Source organism: Pseudomonas sp. GM74 (genome assembly GCF_000282455.1).
GTDB lineage: Bacteria > Pseudomonadota > Gammaproteobacteria > Pseudomonadales > Pseudomonadaceae > Aquipseudomonas.
In genome coordinates this window covers 21,450-46,313 of sequence record NZ_AKJG01000073.1, presented here as the reverse complement: position 1 = coordinate 46,313, position 24,864 = coordinate 21,450, and the positions used below count along the sequence as shown (strand labels likewise).

Genomic DNA, 24,864 nt, shown 5'->3' with positions numbered 1-24,864 from the left:
CTCATCGCGGGCAAGCCCGCTCCCACAGGGGATTGCGGTGTTATGACTGTTAGCGGGCGGCCACGGCCTGTGTGGTGGCATCGGCGAAGTCGAACACTTTGCCGCCCTGCGCCGTGGCGAACTGTTGGGCCTGGCCTTTGAGCAAGAACGCATTGAATTGCCCCTTGGCATCAGTGGCAAACCACGCCTGATCCGCCAGCAACTTGATCCCGCTGTCGCTGGCCTGGGCATACACCGCGCGGATGTTTTTACCTTCCTGCTTCAGGGCTGCCAGCGCGGCAAACGCTGCTTGCGCCGAGGCGTATTGACGAACCTTCGGCTCGCCACGCACCCAGATTTCCGCCACGTGGCTGAAGTCCGTGATGGCTTTGCCGCTTGCCGCATCGACGGCCTTGAGCGGCGTCTGCTGGTAATTCGCAAGTTGCGCGCTGTAGTCCAGGTTCGAGGCCTTGAACGCGGCGCGGATGTATTGGTCGTCGATGAAGGTGTTGAGATCCAGACCGCGATCGGCCTTCTTCAACAACTTGAGGGTATCGATGGCGGTGCCGACGGCCTGGCGATATTCCGGCTTCCAGCTCAGGTCGCGGGTCTGCACACCGAGGGGGCCATGGAACAGGTAATTGACCTCGGCGTCGACCCCGGTGACCTTGGCGATCAACTCGCTGTATTTCTCCGGCTCAGCCGCCAGCAGCTGGTTGGCTTCGATACTCGCCCGCAGGTAAGCGACGACGATTTCCGGATATTTTTTCGCATAGGCCTGATCGACCAGCGCACCGTGGAAGGTCGGCGCATCGGCCTGGGAGCCGTCATAAATCTTGCGGGCGAAACCCCGGCTCGGGAACAGCTCGGCGAAGGGTACGAAGTCGGCGTGAGCATCGATCTTGCCGGCCTGCAACGCAGAGCCGGCGACTTCCGGCGGCTGGGCAATGATGTTCACGTCCTTGAGCGGGTCCCAGCCCTGGGCCGCGACGGCGCGCAGCAACAGGCCATGGGCGGTGGAAGCGAACGGTACGGAGATGGTCTTGCCTTTGAGCTCTGCCAGCGACTGCACGCCCGATGCGCTTGGCACCACGATGCCGTTGCCGCTGCCCTTGGTGCTGCCCGATAGCACGCTGATGAACAGGCTATGCTTGCCTGCCGTTTCGAACGCCACGCCGTTGAACGCGCCGGGGAAATCGGCCATGGCGCCGAAGTCGAGTTTGCCGGCCACCATTTCGTTGGTCAGGGGAGCGCCGCTGGTGAAGTTTTTCCACTGCACATCGTAGGTGGCGTCCTTGTAGGGGCCATCGTGGGGCAGGTATTTGTCCAGCAGCCCGAGTTCGCGAATCAACAATCCGCCGGCGGCGCAGTTGATGGTGGTGTCCTGGGTGCCGATGGCAATGCGGATGGTTTCGGCCGAGGCCGACAGGGTGAATGAAGCCAGTACCAGACCGGCCAATGCTGCACGCAACTTCATGAGTGTTTCCCCTCGAATCATTTATTGGATGTTCGTCTCCGCCACGATCAGGGCGTGGTGGGAAACGAGGGGTGTCTTGAATCAGGCGTCCGGTGGTTGCCGGATGGCTTTTTGGGTTGTCAGGGCTGGCCTCATCGCTGGCAAGCCAGCTCCCACAGGTTTCTCTGGTGTCTGCAAAATCAAGGTTCACCACCAATCCCTGTGGGAGCTGGCTTGCCAGCGATGGCGTCCTTTCAATCAGCGCAGTAAATAAGGGATCTCCACTTTCACCGCACCCGTCGGGCAATCCTTTTCACAGGGCATGCAGTACCAGCATTCGTCGAACGCCATGTAGGCCTTTTGCGTGGCCGGGTTGATCGCCAGCAGGTCCATCGGGCAAACGTCGACGCACACGGTGCAGCCTTTGTGGGCGATGCATTTGTCCTCGTCGACGGTGACGGGGGCATTGGAACGGAAGAAGATTTCCTGGGCTTGATAGGCCATTTCACGGTCTCTCTCTTGGGTGATGCTCAGGCGGCATCCGCGCCGACCCGCAGCCGGTCGTAGGCCTGCATCTCGTCGGCATCCAGCGCGATGATGTAAGGCTCGACGGCTTTCTTGAAACTGCTCATCAAACCGTTTTCGTCTTTCTTCAGGTGGCAATGGCAGAACCAGTCGCGGTCGTTGCGTTGCGGGTGATCAACGCGGTGGTGGTAAAGCCCCCAGCGGCTTTCGGCGCGGAACAATGAAGCCCGGGCAGCCATTTCGGCGCAGTCGCGGATCATGCTGACTTCCATGGCGCGCATCAGCTCGTGGGCGTTGTGGGCCTTGATCTGGTCGAGATCACGCTGGATGTCGCTGAAGCGTTGCAGGCCGATCTGCATCTTCCTGGTCACTTTCGGCGGTTGCAGGTAGTCATTGACGAAGCGTCGCAGCTTGTATTCGACCTGGGCCGGTGGCAGGCCGTGTAAACGGTCCAGCGGTGCGTAGACCCGTTGTTTTTCGGTTTCGACCTGCCGGGCATCCAGCGCTGAAAACTCGCGCCCGGCGACAAAATCCGCTGCGTTGTTGCCAGCGAACCAGCCGTAGGTGAACGCGCCGAGCATGTAGTTGTGCGGCACCGCGGCCATGTCACCGGCCGAGTACAAGCCCTTGACCGAGGTCTCGGCCTTTTCGTTGACCCACACCCCCGACGCCGAATGCCCGCTGCAAAAGCCGATCTCGGAGATGTGCATCTCGACCATCTGCGTGCGGTAGTCGGTGCCACGATTGGCATGGAACTGGCCGCGACTCGGACGCTCGTTGCTGTGCAGGATCTCTTCGATATTCTGGATGGTTTCCTCGGCCAGGTGATCGAGCTTGAGGAACACCGGGCCATTGCCGCTTTCCAGCTCCTGGTGGAACTCCCACATCATCTGCCCGCTCCAGTAGTCGCATTCGATGAAGCGTTCACCCTTGTTGTTGGCGGTGTAGCCGCCCAGCGGGCCGGTGACGTAAGCGCAGGCCGGGCCGTTGTAATCCTTGATCAGCGGGTTGATCTGGAAGCACTCCAGGTTCGCCAGCTCGGCCCCGGCGTGATAGGCCATCGAGTAGCCGTCGCCGGCATTGGACGGGTTTTCGTAGGTGCCCATCAGGTAGCCCGAAGACGGCAATCCCAGGCGTCCGGCGGCACCGCAGGCGAGGATCACCGCCTTGGCCTTGATCACATGGAAGTCCGCCGTGCGGCAGTCGAAGCCCATCACGCCATTGACCGCGCCCTCCTCATCCGTCAGCAAACGGGTGCACACCAGGCGATTGGTGATGCTCACCCGAGCGCGCTTGAGCTGCCGGTACAGGACTTTCTTGATGTCGTGCCCTTCCGGCATCGGCAACACGTAAGCGCCCATGTGGTGAACCTTCTTTACCGCGTAGTCGCCGGTTTCGTCCTTCTCGAATTTCACGCCCCAACGGTCCAGTTGCGAGAGGGTCTCGAAGCTGTGGGTGGCATAGGCGTACACCGCGGCCTGATTGACGATGCCGTCGTTGGCGATGGTGATTTCCTTGGTGTATTGCTCAGGCGTCGAGTGGCCGGGAATGATCGCGTTGTTCAGGCCGTCCATGCCCATGCTGATCGCGCCGCTGCGCTTGACGTTGGCCTTGTCGATCAACAACACCCGCAGGTCGCGGTTGCGTTCCTTGGCCTTGATCGCCGCCATGGGACCGGCCGTGCCGCCGCCAATGACAACGATGTCGTATTCCTGCTCCAACGTGCTGCGCGTCATGCCTGCTCCCCTTTTTGCCGGTCGATCCGCAGGCGGTACTGGAAGGCATCGCCACGGTAGTAAAGGTGTTCGAAGTCCAGCGGCCGACCCTCGATATCGTGGGTCAGGCGTTCGATGCGCATGATCGGCGAGCCGGGTTCGACGTTGAGCGCCCGAGTCAGGTCGCTGTCGGCCAGTACCGCATCGATGGCCAGGTCGGCGTGCCCCAGGGTCAGGCCGCAGTCGTTCTCCAGGATCTGGAAAATGTCGCGAGTGACCAGGTCGGCTTTTTCCAGGCGCTCTCCAACGGCCTTGGGCAGGTAAGTGATTTCCAGGGAAATCGGCTCGCGATTGATCAGGCGCACCCGTTTGATCTGAGCCACGATCTCGCCTTCGGCGACCTGCAAACGCTCGGCGACGAGCTTGTCGGCGGCAATGAACTTGTAGCTGCGCAGGCGGTTGATCACCTCATAGCCGCGACCGGTCATGGACTCGGCCAGGCCTTGCAGGGTGCTGACGTTCTGGAAGGTTTTGGGCTTGGCGACGAAGGTGCCCTTGCCGTGGATCTTGAAGATCAGCCCTTCTTTTTGCAGATCGCCCAAGGCCTGGCGCACGGTGATGCGGCTGACCTTGAACAACGCGCCAAGCTCGCTTTCGGAAGGCATCTGGCTGTCTTGCGGGTATTCGCCGTCGAGGATACGGGCGCGCAGCACATCTCGCAGCTGGGTGTGCAACGGGACGCTGCTCAGGGATAGAACGTTATCGGTCATGGCAGATCACTTGTTATAACGAGTTATGACGTGATCTTAGAGAGGCAGTGTGGGGATTGAGAAATACTGTTTGAGAATAAGGTTAGATTCGCGATGCAAGAACAAATGTGGGAGCGGGCTTGCTCCCACAGGGGGTTATGTGTGGTCTGAAGGATCAGTGGCGCTTGAGGATCTGGTCCATCACCCAATCGGTCTTCAGCGCCTGCTCGGCCACGGCCGGGTGCTGCGCCTCGCCACGAATATGCGCATTCATGCCCAATACGTGGTGCCACTGAATGTGCGCGTGATGCTCGATGTTCAGGCTGAGGTGCTCGTCGGCGTGCAACTCGACAGGGTGCTCATCGAACACTGAAAAAGTGATCCGGCCTGTACTGCCAATCACTTCGACCCGGTCTTCGCGACGGTCTGCAGCGAAGTTCCAGCAGCCCATGCCCAGTGCCCCGCTGGCAAACCGCCAAGTGGCGCTGACGGCATCTTCGGCCGCGTACAAACCGGCCTGCCGTGCGGTGAACCCGGCGACTTCGACGATATCGCCGAACAGGTACTGAAACAGGTCCAGGCCATGGCTGGCCAGATCGGCGAAGTAACCTCCACCGGCAATCGCCGGGTCGGTGCGCCAGTTATCGATGCCGTTCCGGTCCGCTGACGACGGGGCTTTGGTGAGGGTCCAGGTGAGGTGCCGGACCTCACCGATCCGCCCCTCCTCCAGCCATTGCCGCACTTGCCGCAAGCGTGGCAACGAACGTCGGTAATAGGACACGAACAGATGCAGCCCGGCATCGGCAAACACCTGCTGCATCTCGCGGCTTTGCCCGGCATTCAGCGCCATCGGCTTTTCGACGCAGCAATGCTTGCCGGCGGCGGCCACCTGCAAGGCATAGGCATGATGGCTGTCGGGTGGCGTAGCGACGTACACCGCGTCGACCTCGGGATCGTTGATCAGCGCCTGCGCATCGGTGTAGACCCGTGCGATGCCGTGGCGCTCGGCATAGTCGGTGACGGCTTCCAGGCGCCGGCCCATCACCGCCACCAACGCCGATCCGGGCGCCTTGTAGAAGGCCGGCGCGCTTTTGCGTTCAGCGACACTGCCACAACCGATCATGCCCCAGCGCACCACGTTCATTGGCTCTCCTTGCTGTTCAGCCGACGCGCAATGCGCGCAGGTCCAGTCGACCGTCCTTGAGCGGCGGGCACCAGTAGTAGCCACCGGTGACCGGACGGCTGATGCGGTACAGACCGTCGGTGATGCCGTCTTCCAGGCCACTCATGCGGCGCAGTTGGGCTTCGAAGGCATCGAGGGAAAAGCCGAAGGCCAGGAACATCAGCCCGGCGCGGTCGCCTTCGATCCACGGCATCGAACGGCGCACCACGAAGGCCTCGGGCGCGAAGCTTTCCTGGGCGGTGCGTTTGACGTGGGCGGAAACCGGCGCGTCGTCGATCTCTTCGTTATCGCTCAAGCGGCGGCCCATGATGTTGTCTTTTTCATCCGCCGACAGCCCATGGAAACCTTTCAAGTCATGCTGCCACTGCTGGATCGCGGCGAAGCTGCCACCCACCGTACCGTCCGCGCCCTCAGCCACCAGGGCGGCGGCCACGGCGGCTGCGTCGTGGGGATTCTCGGTGCCATCTTCGAAGCCGGTCAGGTCATGCCCGGTCATATGGCGGAAGGTTTCGTTCATCTGCACCATGCGCAACGCCGGGGCCAGTGCCGCTGCGATGGCGTTGCTGCGGTTGAGCAGTTCGCCACGGTCTTCACCGTGCAGCCAGCACCAGAGCGCGTGCTGGGTCGACGGATTGTCGACGCCGACCCCAGCCAGTGCCGGAAAAGTGCGCAGGCCTTCGATCTGCCCATCCAGTGCCTTGACCAGGGATTCGCCGAAGCCGACGACCGCCGATTTCCCGTCCACCAGTTGCATCAAGTTGTCGAGTGCAGCCGGCAATGCTTCGGCGGATTCGAGGGCAAAGAACATATGGCGGGCTTGAGGCGGAACGGGGGTGGCGAGAATGCCCGGCTGGTAATGGCTCATATGAACTCCTTGAAAAAGAGCATGGAGTTTAACCGGAGTACGAGGGTTTGTGTGTCGTCAGAGGCCAGGAACCCGTGGCAAAGGGGGCAGCCTGCTCACCGCAAAAAAGTCAGACCGTGCTGGGGCTTTCGTTGCGAAACGCACTCGGGCTCATGCCGGTCCAGCGCTTGAACGCCCGGCGGAAGCTGCGCACGTCGCTGTAGCCGACTTCCTCGGTGATGCGTTCGATGGACATGTCCGGGTTGGCCAGCAGGCTCATGGTGCGGGCCTGGCGCACTTGCTCCAGCAGCGCTTCGAAGGTCAGCGCGTGTTCCGTGAGGCGGCGGCGCAAGGTACGGCTGCTCATGTTCAGGTCGCCGGCGATTTTCTCGATGTGGCTGCCCTCGGTCAGGTCCCGGGCAATCGCCCGTTCCACGGCCTGGATCAGATCCATTTTCTGGTGCACCTGCGCGGCTTCCAGCTCGAGCAACTTCACGGCCTGACGCAGGGCCAGGGAATGGTGATTGGGCAAGTGAACGCCCAGCCAGTGTGCCTCGATCACCATGCGGTTTTGCAGGCAACCGAAACGCACGTCCGGCCCCAGCAGGCGCGAATATTCGCCGAGATAGTCCGGCGCGGCATGCATGAACTCCACGGCCATCGGCTTGAAATCCGCCCCGACCAGCGCCCGGCCGTACACCAGCAGGCTGGCGAAAAACTCCTCGACCGCGAACAACTGCACGTCGGCGAACGGCAAGCGACATTCAACGTCGATAAACACCCGACCCCCCGCCTCCTCCACACTCGACACGACAATGCCGCCAGAGGTGTGTTGATGACGGATGCCCAGCTCGAAGGCATCGCGCAGGGTCTTGCACAGCGACAACACATGCCCCAACAACCCCAATGTACCGAGCACATTCTGCGCGCCGACCCACAGACCCAGCCCCTGATTGGGCAAGGCCCTGAGCGCGCGCTGAATCATGGCCACGGCCTGGCGATAGGAAATGCGCTGCGCCGGGTCCTGCAGGTCCTCAAAGGTAAACCCCAAGCCTCGGCACAGGCTTTCGGGGTGGATGCCTTTTTGCTCGGCGACTTCGGCCAGGGTCTGCAGGAGAAACGGCGACACCAGCGCCAGTTCAAAGGTGGGATCGATCACTTTCATTTGCATGGGGCTCTACATTCCGGGTCGAGCTGCATTCTTATTTTTGTAACCGGTTATGTCGAAGAAAGTTAGCACAGGGTTCAAAGGCTGTCCGCAGAAGTCCCCCTAAATGGCCGCCAATACCCTGCCTTGCAGGGCGCAGACAGCTTATTTCTATGTTGCGGCCCTCGTATGGATGCCGGACAGCCCGCTAACAATAATAATGAGTACACCCATGATCCCGACCCGCACGACACTTCCCCTACTGGTCATTGGCCTGGCCGGCGTCTGCGCCCTGCAACCGGCGCTGGCCACCGAGGCCGGCGTGGACAACATCGGCACCGGCACCGACGGCTTTTTCATGTTGCCGCTTTCGCCCGACAGCCTTCCGGACAACATGGTTGCATTCAACCTCTACTACAACCACTACAAAGCCACGAAGCTCAATATCAGCTCCCTGGGCGGCAAAGTGCCGAACGTCGAGATCGAATCCACGGCGGTCATTCCGCGCCTGGATTACCTCAGCCCGGTGCGGGTGTTTGGCGGCCGGCTGGGCGGCTACATCGCGCAGCCCTGGCTCAAGCAGGAAGTCTCGGTGTTCGGCTTGCAGGACACCCGCGAAGGCATGGGCGACACCACGGTCGCGCCGATCATTCTCTGGGACATGGGCCCAAGCCTGACCCTCGGCGCAGCCATCGAAGTCACCGTGCCGACCGGCGAGTACAGCGTTGATCGCCTGGCCAACACCAGCAACAACTTCTACACCTACAAACCCTTGTTCTCCTTCACCTGGCTGCCGACGGACAGAACCGAGGTGTCGATGAAGACCACCTACAGTTTCAACGGGAAAAACAAAGACACCGACTACAAGTCGGGGCAGATTTTCCACTTCGACTATTCGGCCAGTTTCAAGATCACCGACGACCTGATGCTCGGGTTGAACGGCTACTACCTCAAGCAAACCACCGACGACAAACAGTTCGGCCACACCGTGCAGTTCAATGGCCAGGACGTGAACGACGGGGTGCGCGGGCAAGTGTTTGCGATTGGTCCGGCACTGCACTGGACCTTTCTCGAATACGCCAGCGCGGAGATTCGCTGGGCCAAGGAGTTCGACGTGGAAAACCGGCCTGAAGGGGAAATGCTTTGGGCTAAGGTCAGCATTCCCTATGCGTTTTGACTGAGCTGACGCCTTCGTCGGAACGCCGCCCGGAGCAAGCCCGCTCCCACAAGGACAACGCTGCACCCTGTGGGAGCGGGCTTGCCCGCGAAGGCGCCGGAACAGTCACCCAACAAACATCAGGAATACACCGGCCAGCTATCCACAATCTTCCCACCCCGAACCGCCAGCAAGTCCCCGAACTGCAACAACACCGACTCCGTCTGGGTCGGGCGCAAGAACACCTGGTCCTCCACCGTCAGCCCCACCGCCGCCGAACCATTGACCATTTCCTGGTTCGAGCTGCGGCCATACACGCCATTACTCTGCAACCCCGTTGGCGATTCGAACTCCGCCATCCAGTTACCGCCATAGATGAAATACGTCTCGCGCTGATTGGTGTCCCACCAGGAAAACAGCCCGGACTTGTCATCCAGCGCTGGAATATTCACCGCCCCGGTGCTTTTCAGGACTGGCGTGGCGATGTAGGCGGCGGGCACATGCTGCGCCAGTGACGGCAAATCATAATGAGTGGGCTTGAGCATCGCCGTCCCCACCGACACTTCGCTGCTGAGCTGTTCGTGCTCATGCATGCGATAGCTCGGGCTGCCGGCGGTATTGAGGGTCAGTCCTTCGCGCCATAAACCGGGGTATTGCTGACGGGTGAAATTGACACAGCGGTAGTAGATCACCATCACCTTCGCGAACAGCTCCTCGGGCGAGCCCAGAATCCCCGGTACGCCCATGCCCACGAACGGGTCGTAGCCCATGAACCCGGCGAATTCCAGGTGCTGCGGGTGCTGGCTGATCAGCGCCAGCATCTGCCCGAGTACGCCAAGGTCACTGACGCCACCGCGATGCAGCCCGACATCCAGCTCGATGTTCACCCGCATTCGCGTGCCCATCCCCTGGGCCAGGGCGAGGTATTGCTGCAGGCGCTGCGGTGTATCGAGCAACCATTGCAATTGCTTCGAAGGCTCGAAAGGCCCCTTGTGCGACTGATAGAACAACTCGGCCGAACGCACCGGCAGCGGCTTGCCCAACAAAATGTCGGCCTCGGCAAACTGCACCGCGTCATGATTGAGAAAGGGCTGGTGAAACGACATCAGGCGTTGGGTGCCGGCGCGCTGGGCAATGTAGGCCAGGAGCCCCGGCGCCGGCAGTGATTTTTCCACCAGGCGCAGGTGCTTGCCGGCGCGCTTGACCGATTGCATCACCACATCGATGTTGTGATCCAGCCGATCAAGGTCGATCAACATCACCGGTCGCATCGGGCCGTGGTCCTTGAGTTCGCGGTTCAGGGTACGGAAGTAATCGCTGTACGGCGCGCCTCGGTCACCCGGCCGCAGCCATGCCCCGACACCCACCAACGAGGCGCCGACGCCAGCGCTGCCAAGCAAGAAATTGCGGCGATTGACGGTCATCAGCTCACCCCCAGAATGGATGACAAATGCGCATTGAGAAATTTGCCGCCGGGGTCGAGCGCCTGCCGCACCTGGAGGAATTCCTGCCAGCGCGGGTACAGCGGCTGCAGGTTTTTCGCGTTCAGCGTGTGCAACTTGCCCCAATGTGGCCGGCCGTTGTACTTCCAGAAAATCGGCTCGATGGCGGCGAAGAAGTTGTGATGATCCATCTGGTAATGCTGGTGGACCGAGATCGAACAGCTGTCGCGGCCTTCGAACATGCTCAGGGGAATGTCGTCGGCCTTGACGTACCGGTACTCGATCGGAAACCAGGTGCGCAGGCCCTTGTCCTGGATCAGTTTGAGGATCTCGCGCAAACAGGCCGGGCCGTATTCGGCCGGCACGGAATATTCCATTTCGTTGAAACGTACCGTGCGCACGTTGGCGTAGATGTCGAACGAGTCGCCCACCCGGTCATCGAAACTGGCCAGGTGGCGTAGGTTGTTGAGCATCGTGCGGCGCAGGTCCGGGAAGTCGCTGGCGTACTTGTCGATCTTCTCGATCAAGGTGACAAACTCGTTGCCGCCCTCCTCATCCGCCGGGACTGGCGGTGTAGCCGGGTCGGTGGTTTCGTTCAGGGCGATCGACAAGGCGTAGTCGGAATGGGTGACCACGAGCATTTCCCAGTGCTGGTTTTCCCGGGTGTTCTTGTCCAGGTCTTCGAGCAACTCTTCGGTTTTAGCGATCCATTGCCGCTCCCGCAAGCGATACGCCGGGCGGTTTTGCAGGCGCACCCTGGTGGCCACGCCCAACGCCCCCAGGGACACCCGGGCTGCGCTGAACACTTCAGGATGGCGGTTGGCGTCGCACTCCAGCACGTCGCCGCTGGCGGTCACCAGCTGCATGCCGCAGACATGGGCCGAACAGGATTGAAAGTGTTTGCCGGTGCCGTGGGTTGAGGTCGAGATCGCGCCGGCCAGGGTCTGATAATCGATGTCGGCCATGTTTTGCAGGGCCTGGCCGATGTCCTTGAGCGGCGTGCCCATGCGTGACATCGGCGTGCCGGCGGCGAACTCGGCCTGCAGGGTTTTCGCATCGTGATCGAGCAATCCCGTTAAATAGCTCAGCGACAGCAAGGTGCCGTCGGTGGGCACCAGCGCGCTGAAGGAATGCGCCGAGCCCACCGGCCGAATCCTGCCGGGGGCCTGGCGCACCACTTGCGTCAACTCATCCAGGTTCTTGGGTGCCAGCCGCGCCGCCGGCAGGCAACTCTGGCCTCCCGACCAGTTGCGCCAGGGAATCAGGCGTGGCGCGCGCAGCAGCTCGGCCAGTGCCGGCGTCGAGCCGAGCGCGGTAAAGGCGCCAATGACGCTCGCCCGTTGCAACAACTGACGCCGTGTCAGGTCCATCGTCATGAATCGCACCCTGCCGTTCTTGTTATTGGATTTGCTGGCCGGACATAAAGGCAATCAGCGCCAGGAACTGTTCCTGCGAACACTGCATGCACATGCCCATTGGCGGCATGCCGTTGTAGCCGTTGATCGCGTGGTCGAGCAGCGAGTCGGCGCCCTGCAGCACCCGTGGCTCCCAGGCCTTGATGTCGCCGGTCAGCGGCGCCCCGGCCGCCGGATTGGCATGGCAAAGCTTGCAGCTGTTGTCGTAGACCTGCGCCAGCTCGGCGTCGACGGGCCTCGCGGCATCTGCTTCGCTGCGGGTCGGCGGGTTGTTCGGCTCTTCGCACCCTGCAAGCAACGCAAAGGCACACCCCGCCAAGGCCAAACAAAGGCTAGGCTTTTCAGTTAATCGGCTTGCCCGCATGGCTGTCCTCTCATTGGCTGCCCGGCCAGTCGGGCACAGCCTTTTTTGTTGTGATCAAGGAGAGTCAACATTAAGGCACCCTGCACGGGTGGGTTGAGGGCATTGGGGGCCAACAAGGGGAGCTTCTGAGGCCATGACGAAATGCACCGATAAATCCCCGGACATCACGCTGTACGGAAAAACGCTGAGATGGGTCATGACAAGCGTTGCCGAGGTCTGCTAAAACGATTCATCAGTGCATCACCCAATCCAGAGGGGTAGCGACATGACCACAGCCAATATTCTCCAGAACCTGTTCCCAAGCCCCGCCGACATCCCGGAAAAGTACCGCCTCGACGGCCAGACGGAGCAGCGCGAGTACCTCGTCGATGGCGAATTGAGAACCTGGAACGGGCCGCTGGCCCAGGTCCGCAGCCCGGTGTACCTGGCCGGCCCGAATGGCGATGAACAGGTGATCCTCGGCAGCACGCCGCTGCTGGATGCCGACACCGCATTGACCGCCCTGGACGCCGCGGTCCGCGCCTACGATCGCGGTCAGGGCCTGTGGCCGACCATGCGGGTGGCCGAACGCATCCAGCACGTCGAAACCTTCCTGGGGCGCATGCGCGAGCAGCGCGACGCCGTGGTCAAGTTGCTGATGTGGGAAATCGGCAAGAACCTCAAGGACTCGGAAAAGGAATTCGACCGCACCTGCGACTACATCGTCGACACCATCAACGCCCTGAAGGAACTCGACCGCCGCTCCAGCCGTTTCGAACTGGAACAGGACACCCTCGGCCAGATCCGTCGCGTGCCGATGGGCGTGGCCTTGTGCATGGGGCCTTACAACTATCCGTTGAACGAAACCTTCACCACGCTGATCCCGGCGCTGATCATGGGCAATACCGTGGTGTTCAAGCCGGCCAAGCTCGGCGTGCTGCTGATTCGCCCGCTGCTGGAAGCCTTTCGCGACAGCTTCCCGACCGGGGTGATCAACGTCATCTACGGCAGCGGCCGCGAGACGGTCAGCGCGCTGATGGCCAGCGGCAAGATCGACATCTTTGCCTTCATTGGCACCAACAAGGCCGCCAGTGACCTGAAAAAACTCCATCCGAGACCCCACCGCTTGCGCGCGGCGCTGGGCCTGGATGCGAAAAACCCGGGCATCGTCCTGCCGCAAGTGGATCTGGACAACGCGGTCAGTGAAGCGGTGACCGGTTCGCTGTCGTTCAATGGCCAGCGCTGCACGGCCCTGAAGATCCTGTTTGTCCACGAAGACGTAGTCGACGCCTTCATCGACAAATTCAACGCCAGGCTTGCCAACCTCAAACCCGGCATGCCCTGGGAGAGTGGTGTATCCCTGACGCCACTGCCGGAATCGGGCAAGGTCGATTATCTGCATGCACTGGTGGCGGACGCCGAGAGCAAAGGCGCCAGGGTGGTCAACCCCAACGGTGGCGAGGTTCGTGCGTCGTTTTTCTACCCGGCGGTGCTGTACCCGGTCACGCCGCAGATGCGGGTTTATCAGGAAGAACAGTTCGGCCCGGTCATCCCCATCGTGCCGTACCGTCATCTGGATACCGTGATCGACTACGTGCTGGAGTCGGACTTCGGCCAGCAATTGAGCATCTTCGGCACCAACCCGGTGGCGGTCGGCCGGCTGGTGGACACCTTCGCCAACCAGGTCGGGCGCATCAACCTCAATGCCCAGTGCCAGCGCGGCCCGGACACCTATCCCTTCAATGGCCGCAAGAACTCGGCCGAAGGCACCTTGTCGGTACATGACGCACTGCGGGTGTTTTCGATCCGCACCCTGGTGGCCACCAAGTTCCAGGAGACCAACAAGGACCTGATCAGCGAGATCATCAGCGGCCGCAGTTCGAGCTTTCTGACCACCGATTACATCTTCTGAGGAGAGCCGGCCTGAGTACATCCAGAGCCCACGGGCTGCCACCCTTGCTGCGCCGACTGCTGCGTCCGTTGCTGGACCCGTACCGGCGCTACCGCCATGCCCGGGTGATCCACGCGGTGCGGGTGTCGCTCGGGTTGCTGGCGACGATCCTGCTGACCACCGGGATCCATCTGCCCCACGGTGAGTGGGCGTCGGTGACAATGCTGGTGGTGATCGGCGGCTTGCAACACCACGGCAACATCGGCAAGAAAGCCGCCGAGCGCGCCATCGGCACCTTGATCGGTGCCGGTGTCGGCCTGGTGCTGGTGGCACAACAGGCCTGGCTCGGGATGCCCTGGCTGACCTATTTCGCGATGTCGGTGGTCTGCGGGTTTTTCTCGTATCACGCCATCGGCAAGGGCGGCTACACGGCGCTGCTGTCGGCGATTACCGTGTTCATCGTCGCCGGGCACGGCGACAACCCGGTCACCGATGGCTTGTGGCGCGGGGTGGATATCCTGATCGGCATTGCCCTGGCCCTGGCGTTTTCCTTCGCCCTGCCGCTGTACGCGGTTTATTCCTGGCGCTACAACCTGGCAGATGCCTTGCGAGATTGCGCGAAAATCTACGGGCGCATCATTGACGGCCAGGCCATCACCGCCGACGAACACCTCAAGCTCATGACCCGCCTGAACGCGGCGATGGTGCAACTTCGCTCACTGATGCCTTCGGTGTCCAAGGAAGTGAAAATTTCCATGACCGAACTCGATGCCCTCCAGCGCAACCTGCGCATGTGCGTCAGCACCCTGGAAATCCTCGGCAATACCCGACCGGATGCCAATGACCTCGAAGCGATGTCGCTGATGCAAACGGCATTGAAAGCCGAGCATCGGCAGATTCGCGTGCAATTGATCGGTATGGCTCGGGCGTTGAAATCAGGCGCCGCCCAGCGGCTCGATCGGCCCGTGGATGTGCCGCTTGTCAGTCTCGATGCGCCGGTCTACAACACCCTGGACGGGTATCGCTTGCTGACTCAACAACTGGCCGCCAATGTCGGCGAGATGCGCCAGCGCCTGGCCCGGAACGCGCCGTGCTGGAACATCTGACGCCTGGGTCACGGGTTACGGCGTCACCGTGCGCCGAAACTTCAGCGACCAGCCTTGTTGCATGCCGGCAGCCGCCAGCAAAATCGCCGCGACGCCGATCCATTGCAGTGGCTCCAGGCGATGGCCGAAAGCAAACCAGTCGACGAAAATCGCCGCGATCGGGTAGATGAAGGACAGCGCCCCCGTCAGCGCCGTCGGCAGTTTTTGAATCGCGCCGTACAGCAACACGTACATCACGCCGGTGTGCACCATGCCCAGCGTCACCATGCTGGCCCAAGCACTCGGTGCCTGTGGCAATACGGAAAGATTCGCGAATGGCGCAAGCAACAACACGCCGGTGCTGACCTGGATCAGCGCGATCAAATGCGGCGGGGTTCCCGTCAAACGCTTGATGATCAACGCGGCAATTGCATAGAGAAACGCCGCACCCAAGGCCAAGGCAATGCCCGTCAGGTAATCGCTGCCGCTCTCGCCCTGGCTGCCATGGGCGCTGACGATTGCCAGCATCCCGAGAAACGACACGCCCAGCCAGGCTAGTTTCTGTGTAGTGATTTTTTCGTTGAGGAACAGCGCCGCCAGCCCGACCAGCATGAACGGCTGGACGTTATAGACGGCGGTGCCGATGGCAATCGACGCCCGGGAATAGGACGCGAACAACAACACCCAGTTGCCGACGATCGCCACACCGCTGAGCACCGCGAGCAAGAACGTGGTGCGGGTCAGAATGCCGGGGCGCAGAAAGCCGAAAGCCGCGCAAATCAGCAGCAAGGTGCCGGCACCGAACAGGCAGCGCCAGAACACCACATCCAGCACCGGTTGCCCGGAAACCAGCACGAACCAGCCGATGGTGCCGGAGATCAGCATGGCGGCCGTCATTTCGAACGAACCGCGGCGTAGGTTATTGTCCATCATCAGACTCCTGTGTTTGTGGCCAAAGTATGCCAATGCACCACCGCGCTACTCCATAGCAAAAAGCAGGCTAAACTCTGAATCGGCCTTTTTTATGAAGGCAGTTTTTAAAAAACGCCTAACAGAGGGCTTCGCCATGACCGATGACATCGACCAAGTGCTGATCACGGCCCTGATGGAAGATTCGCGACGCTCGCTCAAGGCCTTGGCGCAAATCAGCGGCCTGTCCTCCCCCAGTGTTGCCGAGCGCCTGCGCCGCCTGGAAGAACGTGGCGTACTCAAGGGCTACACCGTTGAAATCGACCCGAAAAGCTTCGGCTATCAACTCCAGGCCATCGTGCGCATTCGCCCGTTGCCGGGCCAATTGCAAGAGGTGGAACGGCAAATCATGGCCATTCCCGAATTCACCGAGTGCGACAAGGTGACCGGCGACGACTGTTTCATCGCACGCCTGCACGTGCGCTCGATGGAACAACTGGACACCCTGCTCGACCGCCTCAACACTCACGCTGAAACCAATACGGCCATCGTCAAGAAAACCCCGGTCAAGCGCCGGTTGCCGCCCATGGCGTGAGGGATATTTGTTTCAGACTGAGGTAGATTGATGGTTTCCGACGAAGGATTGACGGCATGAAAACTCAGGCAATGTTACTGGTGGCAATGATGCTAGCGGGTTGCGGCACGATTCAGACGGTTGTGCGCAGTGACGAAGCGGCCGCAAAAAGCCTCAAGGACCACAAGAGTTATTGCGGCGCGGTACCACGAATCTACAGCGGCGTGACCTACGACTTCTGCTACCTGAACGCGGCCCTCGAAGACGGCCGGGATGCGCAGGTACATGGCCCCGCCCCCGCTATCGTGCTGCTCGACGTGGTCGTGTCCGGCGCGATGGACACCTTGCTGCTGCCCTACACCATCTACCGCCAGCAAGCTGACGGCAGCATTGTCATTACGGAGTAACCCTGGTTTCCAGGCAATAAAAAACCCGCCTGAGCGGGTTTTTTACTTCAAGGCCGACGATCAGTCATCACGGCCCATGATGCCGAACAGCTGCAACAGGCTGACGAACAGGTTGTAGATCGATACATACAGGCTGATGGTGGCCATGATGTAGTTGCGCTCGCCGCCGTGAATGATGGCGCTGGTCTGGAACAGAATGCAGACCGAGGAGAACAGCACGAAACCTGCGCTGATCGCCAGTTGCAAACCGCTGATCTGGAAGAACAGGCTCGCCAGCGTCGCACCCAGCAGCACAAAGAAGCCTGCCGTAATGAAACCGCCGAGGAAGCTCATGTCCTTGCGGGTAATCAGCACATAGGCCGACAGGCCGCCGAACACCAGCGCGGTCATCGCGAAGGCCGAGCTGACCACTTCAGCGCCGCCCTGCATACCCAGGTAACGGTTGAGGATCGGGCCGAGCAGGAAACCCATGAAACCGGTCAGGGCAAATGCCGACACCAGGCCCCAGGCCGAATCACGGAGTTTGTTGGTGAGGAAGAAAAGACCGTAGAAGCCGATCAGCACCACGAAGATATTCGGGTAGCCAACACGCATCTGCTGGGCAACGTAGGCTGTCACACCGCTGAATGCGAGGGTCAGGGCGAGCAAGCCGTATGTGTTGCGCAGGACGCGGCTAACCTCTAGCTGCTCAGCCTGCACGCTGTTATTAACTGCGTAATCCTGTTCGCGCATGGCGACACTCCTGTTGGTTTGAAACGTTCAGTCGCAAAGATCATAACAGACGCTCTGTAACTAGCTATGCAGAGAGTTTGACAGTGTGTTTCATTCAGGTATTATGGCGCCCGCAACGCAAACGGAGGTGTGGCCGAGTGGTTTAAGGCAACGGTCTTGAAAACCGTCGACTGTAACAGGTCCATGAGTTCGAATCCCATCGCCTCCGCCATCTTTATACGACAAAGCCCTGATTATTCAGGGCTTTGTCGTTTCTGGGGTTTAGCCAAAATCCGACCACACCCAAAGCGTTACAAAACTTTTAGGGTGTCGTTACAAAACTATCCCGTTTTCCCCGCCCTCCCGCATCTTGCCCCCCCCCCCGATCTCCATCCGAGAAATCCTGCTGCTACGCTGAAAACTCCACTGAGGATTCGCGATGCCAAATTCTGATCTGCTCCCTTCACTGCTGTTCAAAATCAATGAAAACCACCTGTTGCGACCATCCGCTTCACGCCCTGAGGAAGTCAGTCAACCTGAATCAAGACTCTTGAGGAGCGGTGACCCACGCTTCCTCAAAGCATTCAAATGGTGAGTTGTGCCAATAGCGCCCCTTATTTCAGGTTGCCGCTGAGGAACTGCTGCAGACGCTCGCTTTTGGGGTTGCCCAATACGTCCTCGGGCGCCCCCTGTTCTTCGACCCGCCCCTGATGCAGGAACAGCACCTGGTTCGACACTTTGCGCGCAAAGCTCATTTCGTGGGTCACCATGATCATGGTGCGGCCTTCTTCGGCCAGGCCCTGGATCACCTTGAGCACTTCGCCCACCAGTTCCGGGTCCAGGGCCGAAGTCGGCTCGTCGAATAGCATGATCTCCGGCTCCATGCTCAGGGCACGGGCAATGGCGACCCGCTGTTGCTGGCCACCCGAGAGGAACGCCGGGTATTGGTCGGCCACCCGCGACGGCAGGCCCACCTTGTCCAGGTAACGCCGGGCGCGCTCGTCTGCATCCTTCTTGCTGACGCCCAGCACCCGGCGTGGCGCCATGGTGATGTTTTCCAGCACCGTCATGTGGCTCCACAGGTTGAAGTGCTGGAACACCATCGCCAGGCGAGTACGGATGCGTTGCAGTTCATTGGCGTCGGCCACACGCATGCCGTGGCGGTCATGAACCATTTGAATCGGCTGGTTATCCAGGCTCATGGCGCCGTCGTTGGGCGTTTCCAGGAAGTTGATGCAACGCAGAAAGGTGCTCTTGCCGGAACCACTGGCGCCGATCAGGCTGATGACGTCGCCGGTCTTGGCGTTTAGCGAGACGCCCTTGAGGACTTCATGGTTGCCGTAGCTTTTGTGCAGGTTTTCAACGGTCAGTTTGTACATGAACAAGCATCCTGAATTAGTGAGCCGGGCCGAGGAAAGACAACCAGCGGCGTTCAGCCAGGCGGAACAGGCCGACCAGAGAGAAAGTGACTGCCAGGTAGATCAACGCGGCGATGCCGAAGGACTGGAAGGTCAGGAAGGTCGCCGAGTTGGCGTCCCGTGCGACTTTCAGGATGTCCGGGATGGTCGCGGTGAAGGCCACGGTGGTTGAGTGCAGCATCAGAATCACTTCGTTGCTGTAGTAAGGCAGCGAACGACGCAGGGCCGATGGCATGATCACGTAGGCATACAGCTTCCAGCCGGTCAGGCCGTAAGCCTTGGCGGCCTCGACTTCGCCGTGGTTCATGCTGCGAATGGCCCCGGCGAAGATCTCCGTGGTGTAGGCGCAGGTGTTCAGGGCGAAGGCCAGGATGGTGCAGTTCATCGCATCGCGAAAGAACGCATCCAGTACTGGCTGAGCGCGCACGGCGGCCAGGCTGTAAATGCCGGTGTAGCAAATCAGCAACTGGATATACAGCGGTGTGCCGCGGAACAGGTAGGTGTAGAACTGCACCGGCCAGCGCACCCAGACATTGGTTGAGACCCGGGCAATCGACAGCGGGATCGACATCACGAAGCCGAAGAAGATCGAGGCGCTGAGCAGCCAGAGGGTCATGGCCAGCCCGGTGATGTGATTGCCGTCCTGGAACAGGAAAGGTTTCCAGTATTCCTGCAGTAGCTCGATCATCGCACGGCCTCCCGGGTGCCTGCGGCGTAGAAGATTTCCATCCGGCGCAAGACGTAGTTCGAAACGGTGGTGATCACCAGATAGATCAGGGCGGCCAGCAGAAGGAAGAAGAACAGCTGATAGGAGCTCTTGCCCGCGTCCTGGGCCACCTTGACCAGATCGGCCAGGCCAATGATCGACACCAGCGCGGTGGCCTTGAGGATCACCATCCAGTTATTACCGATGCCCGGCAGGGCAAAGCGCATCATTTGCGGGAACACCACTAAGCGAAAGCGCTGGGCTCGGGTCAGGCCGTAGGCCGTAGCCGCTTCCATCTGCCCTCGCGGTACGGCGAGGATGGCGCCGCGGAAGGTTTCAGTGAAATACGCCCCGTAGATGAAGCCCAGGGTAATGACCCCGGCACTGAAGGGATTGATCTCGATGTATTCCCATTCCATGAAATCGGTGAACGAGGTCAGCCAGGTTTGCAGGCTGTAGAAAATCAGCAGCATCAGCACCAGGTCCGGCACTCCGCGGATCAGCGTGGTGTAGGCCTGCGCAGGGACGCGTAGCAGTGCCGATCTTGAAAGCTTGGCACTGGCGCCGATCAGGCCCAGGCCAACGCTTACCAGCAAGCACAGAATGGATAATTTGACAGTCATCCATGAGCCTTGCAGCAGCAGCGGGCCGAAGCCCTTGAGGCTGAAGCCTGACAGCCCCAGAATCGTCAACAGGTTTTCTAGCATTGGGCAGCCCTACGTCAATCAAAAAAGGACCCATCCGCAAATGGGCGCAGGGTCATTATTTGCCGCTGTAGAGATTCAGATCGCCAAAGTGCTTCTGCTGGACGGCCGCATAGGTGCCATTGTCGTGCAGCGCCTTGATGCCTTTGTTCAGCAAGGCCTGGAGCTCGGCGTTGCCTTTGGTCAGGCCCACGGCGGTTTTGGCTGGCAGTAGCGGGTTTTCGACCGGCTCGCCGACTTGGAAGTCGGCGCCTGGTGGCGACTTCAGGAAGCCCAGTTCGGCTTGCAGCATGTCCTGGATCGAGGCATCGAGGCGTCCGGAGATCAGGTCAGCGTACACCTGGTCCTGGTTGGCGTAGGCCTGGGTCTCTACGCCTGCCTTGTCCAACACCGCCTTGGCGTAGGCTTCCTGGATGGTGCCTTGCTCGTAGCCGACTTTCTTGCCCTTGAGGGAGGCCGGATCGGTGCCGAAGGCCGCGCCTTTCCTGAATACCAGCGCGGTCGGGCCAGAGAACAGCTCGCTCGAGAAGTCGATGACCTTCTCACGCGCCGGGGTAACGGTCATGGAGGAGATCACGCCGTCGAACTTGTTGGCCTTGAGGCCGGGAATCATGCCGTCGAAGTCGCTTTCGACCCACTTGCACTTGACCTTCAGCTCAGCGCAGATCGCGTTGCCCAAGTCGATATCGAAGCCCACCAGGCTGCCATCGGCAGCCTTGGATTCGAACGGCGCATAAGAGGGGTCGACGCCAAAACGCAACTCCTTGTACTCCTTCGCCAGCGCAGAACCGGCAGCCACACACAAAGCCAATGCAGAAAAGGTCAGAAATGTTTTTTTCATTGTTTTTATTCCTAAGGACCAAAATAAGCGCTTGTGGCACATGAGCACGGCTATGGAGCTCATATTTCACTTTGGAAAAAGCAATACCCAAAAGCTCGCGCTCTTGGCGAAGCGAACAAGGAGCTAGAGCTCCCGGGGAGAGGAGTCTAGAGGCAATCGTGTACGACAATAAGACGCAGAATGCGTTGATTTGACGAGTTATTGGTCATTATGACGAGCAATAGTGAACATATGATGCTTTGGCTGTTGCCACTGAAGAAAAGCCTCCCCAATAAAGGCTTTTTTGCCGACTAAAAACTGACCTGGATGTTCAACTGCTTCTGCTCAACTTTTGATCAACACAGCACAGGGTGAACACCAGGTGTTCACCATCGAGGCCTTGCCACTCGCGCTCTGCCCTCCCTGTCGCGGCAAGACCAGCAGCTTGGCCGTGCAGTCGTGCTTTTTGGCCACCCGGGTGATGAAGTTGAAGTCGGATTCATTGAGCTGGTCCATGCGCGGCACCCGGGTGTCGACTGGGCATGACGGCTGCCAGCCATTGCGGGCCGCCACGTCACCGACGATCTGCGCCAGGCTGACATCCTCCCAACTGCCGCTGCGCGTGGTTTTGCCGCTGCCACGCATGTCGCTCGCCTTGCCGCTGATCACCAGCGTGTCCGGTGGGCCAGAGATGGCGACATCGTCCACGGCGTAGCGGCCCATGCGGGTCAGGTCGGCGCCGTCGGCGACGATACGAAACAGCGGTTGCATCGTGGTACTCCAGGCAAGAAAAAGCCCGCATGCGGCGGGCTGGATGACGGGATCAATCCCACAGTGAAATCACGCTGTCAGTCTCGACCACCAACTCCGGCAACGGAATTCGTCGTGGTTTGTTAGACAATTGCGTTGATGTTGAATGTGACGGCGCAGTTGTAACGGTTCAATGGGATGGCGCGGGATCAGTCTTTCTCACAGGGCCGGTAGAGACGACTTTTTCAGGAATAGTCGCGGATACTCTGTTGAAAGCTTGACTTTCTACCACGCGTTCATTGACTTGCGGTTAACTGAAATCCAGGCCGCGTAGCTGGATGTTTCTTCGCGCAAACGGCGCTTTCGCATGGACATTCAGGCTGCGGCCATTAATTCCATTGGTTATGAGGGTGAGGAGCATTCGTTCTATTGCGCGCGACACAGATGGCTAATCTACGGAGGTTGAGGGGGCTACCTTCAGGAAGGTGCAACCATATGGACGAAAATCCGATCGAAACCGACTACCTGATCATCGGGGCTGGCGCGACGGCCATGGCTTTCGTCGATACGCTACTCAAGGAAACGAATGCACGCATCGTGATGGTGGATCGACACGAACGACCTGGCGGGCACTGGAATGATGCCTACCCGTTCGTACGGTTGCACCAGCCCTCGACCTGCTATGGCGTCAACTCCCGGGAACTGGGCAGTGGAACGAAAGACACGACGGCGCTGAACGAGGGCCTGTATGAGCTGGCCTCCGGCGCCGAGGTGGTGAGCTACTTCGACCAGGTGATGAATCAGCAGTTTCTGCCGTCAGGTCGAGTCCGCTACTTCCCCATGTGCAACTACACCGGCGACCGCATTGACGACCACCGGTTTACCTCGCTCGTCAGCGGCGAAAACCATCAGGTCCGGGTGTACAAAAAGGTGGTGGACGCCACCCATGCCCAGACGGCTGTGCCCTCGACCCACCCGCCCAGGTACAGGGTGGAACCCGGCGTGCAATGCGTGCCACTGAACGATTTGCCGAAAATCCGGCACCCATACTCCAGCTACGTAGTGGTAGGCTCGGGCAAGACCGGGATCGACGCTTGCCTGTGGTTGCTGCAAAACGGTGTTGCGCCCGCAACAATCTGCTGGATCATCCCGAACGATCCGTGGTTGATCGACCGGGCCAACATGCAACCGGGCCTTGACAGCTTCGAACGAACAATCGGCGGCCTCACTGCACAGTTCGAGGCCATCGCAGCCGCGGACTCGATCCCGGACCTGTTCTCCAGGCTTGAGGCGGCAGGCCAGCTCTTGCGCATAGATACGTCCGTCGAACCCACTGCTTACCGCTGCGCCACCGTCACTCAAGCGGAATTACGCGAGCTTCGACGCATCGACAACATTGTGCGCCTGGGGCGGGTGCGCGTTATCGAGCCATCGCGCATCGTACTCGAACAGGGCTGCATCGCCACGAGCCCAAATGCTCTGCACATTGATTGCAGCGCCAGTGCCATCCCGACACTCCCTGAAATGAAGGTGTTCGACGGCAGCAAGATCAACCTGTTGATGGTAAGCGGCTGCCAACCCGTGTTCAGCGCGGCCTTGATCGCCTATGTGGAAAGCCACCTGAACGATCAAGCACAAATGAACGCGTTTTGCACAATGGTCCCCCCGCCTCACGTCCCCACGGACTGGATCAGAATCTGGGCAGTCTACCTGGGTAACCAACAACGCTGGGGAGAGCATGAAGGCTTGTCCCGCTGGACCAGGCAGTCGCGTTTGTACTTTATGACGTCGGTGGTCAGGGGTTTGCAAGAAACCGACACCGAAAAACTGGCACAGCTGCATCGACTCTCTGTCAGCAGACAGCAGGCTTTGGCGAGTCTGCCACGGTTGCTGGAGTCCATCGCTTGAAACGCAGGAAGCGCATATGAACGAGCCACACCTCGAGCTGCTCGACATCAATGGCATCCGCATGCAGATAGCAACGCAAGGTTGCGGCCCGCTGGTCTTGCTATGCCACGGCTTTCCGGAGCTGTGGTACTCGTGGCGCAACCAGCTTGCTGCGCTGGCGGCCGCTGGCTACAGAGCGGTAGCGCCCGACATGCGCGGCTATGGCGGCACAGATGCGCCGGCCGAACCCGACGCCTACACCACGCTCCACCTGGTAGGCGACATGGTCGAGCTGGTCAACGCACTCGGCGAACAGCAAGCCGTGATCGTCGGCCATGATTGGGGCGCGCAGGTGGCCTGGAGCGCAGCATTGATGCGGCCCGATCTGTTCCGCGCAGTGGTCGGCATGAGCGTTCCCTTCTCGCCACCGGGGCGCGTGGAGCTCCTGAGCGCGCTTGCCTCGCTGGGTATCAGCGACTTCTACATCCAGTATTTCCAGACGCCTGGCGTGGCCGAGGCCGAGCTGGAAAGGGACGTCGAGTCGTCGATCCGGCGCATCTACTTCAGTGCCTCGGGTGACGGACCCGATTGGCCGGTGTTCGGCCAACTGCAGCCGGGCCAGGGCTTCCTGGGCGCGATGATCGAGCCCGAAAACCTGCCGGACTGGCTAAGCCTCGAGGATATTGCCTACTACACCCACGAATTCACCCGCAGCGGATTTCGCGGCGGCTTGAACTGGTACCGCAACATGACGCGCTCATGGGCACTGCTGGCACCTTGGCGCGGTTGCAAAATCCTGCAGCCGTCGATGTTCATTGCCGGGAGCCGCGACGGCGTGCTGAAGTTTCCGAGCTCCCCGCGGCAGATCGAAGCCTTCACGCAGACACTGCCGGAACTGCGCGGCTGTCATATCCTCGAAGGTGCCGGTCACTGGATACAGCAAGAGCGCGCGACAGAGGTCAATGAGCTGCTACTGGACTTCCTGAAAAAACTCTCATCTGAAGGCTAAATTTTTATCCATAATTGAAATGCCATAGAACGGTCCATC

Annotated in this window: 23 protein-coding genes, 1 tRNA gene and 2 pseudogenes; 9 read left to right on the top strand and 17 right to left on the bottom strand. The window is 60.3% G+C overall.

Annotation, left to right across the window (positions count from 1 at the left end):
* Positions 1 to 49 precede the first annotated feature (49 nt).
* The 7 genes from PMI34_RS12280 to PMI34_RS12310 all read right to left on the bottom strand — a co-directional run bounded on the left by PMI34_RS12280 (position 50) and on the right by PMI34_RS12310 (position 7,622).
* The gene (locus tag PMI34_RS12280) at positions 50 to 1,456 is read right to left on the bottom strand and encodes an ABC transporter substrate-binding protein (RefSeq protein ID WP_008050633.1); all 1,407 of its coding nucleotides are present in this window, start codon (positions 1,454 to 1,456) and stop codon (positions 50 to 52) included.
* Between the two features lie 237 nt (positions 1,457 to 1,693).
* On the bottom strand, positions 1,694 to 1,939 hold the full coding sequence (locus tag PMI34_RS12285) for a 4Fe-4S dicluster domain-containing protein (protein WP_008050632.1): 246 nt from the start codon (positions 1,937 to 1,939) through the stop codon (positions 1,694 to 1,696).
* 26 nt (positions 1,940 to 1,965) lie between these two features.
* Positions 1,966 to 3,696 carry a fumarate reductase/succinate dehydrogenase flavoprotein subunit gene (locus tag PMI34_RS12290; RefSeq protein ID WP_008050631.1) on the bottom strand — a complete coding sequence of 577 codons (1,731 nt, stop codon included), beginning with the start codon at positions 3,694 to 3,696 and terminating at the stop codon, positions 1,966 to 1,968.
* The gene (locus PMI34_RS12295) at positions 3,693 to 4,445 is read right to left on the bottom strand and encodes a GntR family transcriptional regulator (protein WP_008050630.1); all 753 of its coding nucleotides are present in this window, start codon (positions 4,443 to 4,445) and stop codon (positions 3,693 to 3,695) included. The genes PMI34_RS12290 and PMI34_RS12295 overlap by 4 nt, the downstream gene beginning before the upstream one ends.
* A gap of 154 nt (positions 4,446 to 4,599) precedes the next feature.
* A complete protein-coding gene (locus PMI34_RS12300; RefSeq protein ID WP_008050629.1) occupies positions 4,600 to 5,568 on the bottom strand; it encodes a Gfo/Idh/MocA family protein in 969 nt (322 codons plus the stop codon).
* Positions 5,569 to 5,584: 16 nt separating this feature from the next.
* Positions 5,585 to 6,472 carry a Dyp-type peroxidase gene (locus tag PMI34_RS12305; RefSeq protein WP_008050628.1) on the bottom strand — a complete coding sequence of 296 codons (888 nt, stop codon included), beginning with the start codon at positions 6,470 to 6,472 and terminating at the stop codon, positions 5,585 to 5,587.
* Between the two features lie 109 nt (positions 6,473 to 6,581).
* Positions 6,582 to 7,622, bottom strand: a complete 1,041-nt coding sequence (locus PMI34_RS12310; RefSeq protein ID WP_032829708.1) for an AraC family transcriptional regulator — start codon at positions 7,620 to 7,622, stop codon at positions 6,582 to 6,584.
* Positions 7,623 to 7,830: 208 nt separating this feature from the next.
* Between PMI34_RS12310 and PMI34_RS12315 the strand changes: the two genes are divergently transcribed.
* Positions 7,831 to 8,775 carry a SphA family protein gene (locus PMI34_RS12315; RefSeq protein ID WP_008050626.1) on the top strand — a complete coding sequence of 315 codons (945 nt, stop codon included), beginning with the start codon at positions 7,831 to 7,833 and terminating at the stop codon, positions 8,773 to 8,775.
* 119 nt (positions 8,776 to 8,894) lie between these two features.
* Here the strand turns inward: PMI34_RS12315 and PMI34_RS12320 are convergent, their stop codons facing one another.
* From PMI34_RS12320 to PMI34_RS12330, 3 genes are all read right to left on the bottom strand, one after another.
* Positions 8,895 to 10,103: a DSD1 family PLP-dependent enzyme gene (locus PMI34_RS12320; protein WP_162130361.1), complete on the bottom strand. Its 1,209-nt coding sequence runs from the start codon at positions 10,101 to 10,103 to the stop codon at positions 8,895 to 8,897.
* 74 nt (positions 10,104 to 10,177) lie between these two features.
* Positions 10,178 to 11,572: a D-arabinono-1,4-lactone oxidase gene (locus PMI34_RS12325; protein ID WP_008050623.1), complete on the bottom strand. Its 1,395-nt coding sequence runs from the start codon at positions 11,570 to 11,572 to the stop codon at positions 10,178 to 10,180.
* A 22-nt stretch (positions 11,573 to 11,594) separates the two neighbouring features.
* On the bottom strand, positions 11,595 to 11,975 hold the full coding sequence (locus PMI34_RS12330) for a c-type cytochrome (RefSeq protein ID WP_008050620.1): 381 nt from the start codon (positions 11,973 to 11,975) through the stop codon (positions 11,595 to 11,597).
* A 265-nt stretch (positions 11,976 to 12,240) separates the two neighbouring features.
* On the opposite strand from PMI34_RS12330, the gene PMI34_RS12335 reads away from it, so the two are divergent.
* Positions 12,241 to 13,866: an NADP-dependent glyceraldehyde-3-phosphate dehydrogenase gene (locus PMI34_RS12335; protein ID WP_008050617.1), complete on the top strand. Its 1,626-nt coding sequence runs from the start codon at positions 12,241 to 12,243 to the stop codon at positions 13,864 to 13,866.
* A gap of 44 nt (positions 13,867 to 13,910) precedes the next feature.
* Positions 13,911 to 14,951: an FUSC family protein gene (locus PMI34_RS12340; protein WP_008050615.1), complete on the top strand. Its 1,041-nt coding sequence runs from the start codon at positions 13,911 to 13,913 to the stop codon at positions 14,949 to 14,951.
* A 15-nt stretch (positions 14,952 to 14,966) separates the two neighbouring features.
* On the opposite strand, the gene PMI34_RS12345 is transcribed toward PMI34_RS12340, so the two are convergent.
* A complete protein-coding gene (locus PMI34_RS12345; RefSeq protein ID WP_008050614.1) occupies positions 14,967 to 15,860 on the bottom strand; it encodes a DMT family transporter in 894 nt (297 codons plus the stop codon).
* Between the two features lie 136 nt (positions 15,861 to 15,996).
* On the opposite strand from PMI34_RS12345, the gene PMI34_RS12350 reads away from it, so the two are divergent.
* Together PMI34_RS12350 and PMI34_RS12355 are read left to right on the top strand one after the other, a co-directional pair.
* Positions 15,997 to 16,434: an Lrp/AsnC family transcriptional regulator gene (locus PMI34_RS12350; protein ID WP_007973356.1), complete on the top strand. Its 438-nt coding sequence runs from the start codon at positions 15,997 to 15,999 to the stop codon at positions 16,432 to 16,434.
* A 56-nt stretch (positions 16,435 to 16,490) separates the two neighbouring features.
* Positions 16,491 to 16,820: a YceK/YidQ family lipoprotein gene (locus PMI34_RS12355; protein WP_008050610.1), complete on the top strand. Its 330-nt coding sequence runs from the start codon at positions 16,491 to 16,493 to the stop codon at positions 16,818 to 16,820.
* Positions 16,821 to 16,880: 60 nt separating this feature from the next.
* On the opposite strand, the gene PMI34_RS12360 is transcribed toward PMI34_RS12355, so the two are convergent.
* Positions 16,881 to 17,552, bottom strand: coding sequence for a Bax inhibitor-1/YccA family protein (locus PMI34_RS12360; RefSeq protein ID WP_008050608.1), 672 nt, complete (start codon positions 17,550 to 17,552; stop codon positions 16,881 to 16,883).
* Between the two features lie 123 nt (positions 17,553 to 17,675).
* Between PMI34_RS12360 and PMI34_RS12365 the strand changes: the two genes are divergently transcribed.
* Positions 17,676 to 17,763: transfer RNA gene (locus tag PMI34_RS12365), tRNA-Ser, on the top strand.
* A gap of 382 nt (positions 17,764 to 18,145) precedes the next feature.
* Here the strand turns inward: PMI34_RS12365 and PMI34_RS12370 are convergent.
* From PMI34_RS12370 to PMI34_RS12390, 5 genes and pseudogenes are all read right to left on the bottom strand, one after another.
* Complete coding sequence (locus PMI34_RS12370) at positions 18,146 to 18,910, bottom strand: ABC transporter ATP-binding protein (RefSeq protein WP_008050606.1); 765 nt, start codon at positions 18,908 to 18,910, stop codon at positions 18,146 to 18,148.
* A 16-nt stretch (positions 18,911 to 18,926) separates the two neighbouring features.
* Positions 18,927 to 19,637 carry an ABC transporter permease gene (locus PMI34_RS12375; RefSeq protein ID WP_007994172.1) on the bottom strand — a complete coding sequence of 237 codons (711 nt, stop codon included), beginning with the start codon at positions 19,635 to 19,637 and terminating at the stop codon, positions 18,927 to 18,929.
* Positions 19,634 to 20,362 carry an ABC transporter permease gene (locus tag PMI34_RS12380; RefSeq protein ID WP_008050604.1) on the bottom strand — a complete coding sequence of 243 codons (729 nt, stop codon included), beginning with the start codon at positions 20,360 to 20,362 and terminating at the stop codon, positions 19,634 to 19,636. The genes PMI34_RS12375 and PMI34_RS12380 overlap by 4 nt, the downstream gene beginning before the upstream one ends.
* A 55-nt stretch (positions 20,363 to 20,417) precedes the next feature.
* Positions 20,418 to 21,200, bottom strand: coding sequence for a transporter substrate-binding domain-containing protein (locus PMI34_RS12385; RefSeq protein ID WP_008050602.1), 783 nt, complete (start codon positions 21,198 to 21,200; stop codon positions 20,418 to 20,420).
* A 360-nt stretch (positions 21,201 to 21,560) separates the two neighbouring features.
* Positions 21,561 to 21,920, bottom strand: a pseudogene (locus PMI34_RS12390) (phage late control D family protein); the annotation flags it as partial.
* A gap of 131 nt (positions 21,921 to 22,051) precedes the next feature.
* On the opposite strand from PMI34_RS12390, the pseudogene PMI34_RS29330 reads away from it, so the two are divergent.
* The 3 genes and pseudogenes from PMI34_RS29330 to PMI34_RS12400 all read left to right on the top strand — a co-directional run.
* A pseudogene (locus PMI34_RS29330) lies at positions 22,052 to 22,210 on the top strand (diaminopimelate epimerase); the annotation flags it as partial.
* Positions 22,211 to 22,424: 214 nt separating this feature from the next.
* Entirely contained in the window at positions 22,425 to 23,837 is a 1,413-nt protein-coding gene (locus PMI34_RS12395) for an NAD(P)-binding protein (RefSeq protein ID WP_008050599.1), read from the top strand.
* A 16-nt stretch (positions 23,838 to 23,853) separates the two neighbouring features.
* Positions 23,854 to 24,825 carry an alpha/beta fold hydrolase gene (locus PMI34_RS12400; RefSeq protein ID WP_008050588.1) on the top strand — a complete coding sequence of 324 codons (972 nt, stop codon included), beginning with the start codon at positions 23,854 to 23,856 and terminating at the stop codon, positions 24,823 to 24,825.
* Positions 24,826 to 24,864 lie beyond the last annotated feature (39 nt).

What these genes read in the sequence shown, in the direction of transcription:
- PMI34_RS12380 (WP_008050604.1), bottom strand. Translation starts at nt 20,362, where the DNA reads ATGCTAGAAAACCTGTTGACGATTCTGGGGCTGTCAGGCTTCAGCCTC.
- PMI34_RS12280 (WP_008050633.1), bottom strand. Translation starts at nt 1,456, where the DNA reads ATGAAGTTGCGTGCAGCATTGGCCGGTCTGGTACTGGCTTCATTCACC.
- PMI34_RS12300 (WP_008050629.1), bottom strand. Translation starts at nt 5,568, where the DNA reads ATGAACGTGGTGCGCTGGGGCATGATCGGTTGTGGCAGTGTCGCTGAA.
- PMI34_RS12395 (WP_008050599.1), top strand. Translation starts at nt 22,425, where the DNA reads ATGGACGAAAATCCGATCGAAACCGACTACCTGATCATCGGGGCTGGC.
- PMI34_RS12310 (WP_032829708.1), bottom strand. Translation starts at nt 7,622, where the DNA reads ATGCAAATGAAAGTGATCGATCCCACCTTTGAACTGGCGCTGGTGTCG.
- PMI34_RS12290 (WP_008050631.1), bottom strand. Translation starts at nt 3,696, where the DNA reads ATGACGCGCAGCACGTTGGAGCAGGAATACGACATCGTTGTCATTGGC.
- PMI34_RS12370 (WP_008050606.1), bottom strand. Translation starts at nt 18,910, where the DNA reads ATGTACAAACTGACCGTTGAAAACCTGCACAAAAGCTACGGCAACCAT.
- PMI34_RS12325 (WP_008050623.1), bottom strand. Translation starts at nt 11,572, where the DNA reads ATGACGATGGACCTGACACGGCGTCAGTTGTTGCAACGGGCGAGCGTC.
- PMI34_RS12400 (WP_008050588.1), top strand. Translation starts at nt 23,854, where the DNA reads ATGAACGAGCCACACCTCGAGCTGCTCGACATCAATGGCATCCGCATG.
- PMI34_RS12360 (WP_008050608.1), bottom strand. Translation starts at nt 17,552, where the DNA reads ATGCGCGAACAGGATTACGCAGTTAATAACAGCGTGCAGGCTGAGCAG.
- PMI34_RS12305 (WP_008050628.1), bottom strand. Translation starts at nt 6,472, where the DNA reads ATGAGCCATTACCAGCCGGGCATTCTCGCCACCCCCGTTCCGCCTCAA.
- PMI34_RS12295 (WP_008050630.1), bottom strand. Translation starts at nt 4,445, where the DNA reads ATGACCGATAACGTTCTATCCCTGAGCAGCGTCCCGTTGCACACCCAG.
- PMI34_RS12345 (WP_008050614.1), bottom strand. Translation starts at nt 15,860, where the DNA reads ATGGACAATAACCTACGCCGCGGTTCGTTCGAAATGACGGCCGCCATG.
- PMI34_RS12350 (WP_007973356.1), top strand. Translation starts at nt 15,997, where the DNA reads ATGACCGATGACATCGACCAAGTGCTGATCACGGCCCTGATGGAAGAT.
- PMI34_RS12285 (WP_008050632.1), bottom strand. Translation starts at nt 1,939, where the DNA reads ATGGCCTATCAAGCCCAGGAAATCTTCTTCCGTTCCAATGCCCCCGTC.
- PMI34_RS12315 (WP_008050626.1), top strand. Translation starts at nt 7,831, where the DNA reads ATGATCCCGACCCGCACGACACTTCCCCTACTGGTCATTGGCCTGGCC.
- PMI34_RS12375 (WP_007994172.1), bottom strand. Translation starts at nt 19,637, where the DNA reads ATGATCGAGCTACTGCAGGAATACTGGAAACCTTTCCTGTTCCAGGAC.
- PMI34_RS12335 (WP_008050617.1), top strand. Translation starts at nt 12,241, where the DNA reads ATGACCACAGCCAATATTCTCCAGAACCTGTTCCCAAGCCCCGCCGAC.
- PMI34_RS12330 (WP_008050620.1), bottom strand. Translation starts at nt 11,975, where the DNA reads ATGCGGGCAAGCCGATTAACTGAAAAGCCTAGCCTTTGTTTGGCCTTG.
- PMI34_RS12355 (WP_008050610.1), top strand. Translation starts at nt 16,491, where the DNA reads ATGAAAACTCAGGCAATGTTACTGGTGGCAATGATGCTAGCGGGTTGC.
- PMI34_RS12385 (WP_008050602.1), bottom strand. Translation starts at nt 21,200, where the DNA reads ATGAAAAAAACATTTCTGACCTTTTCTGCATTGGCTTTGTGTGTGGCT.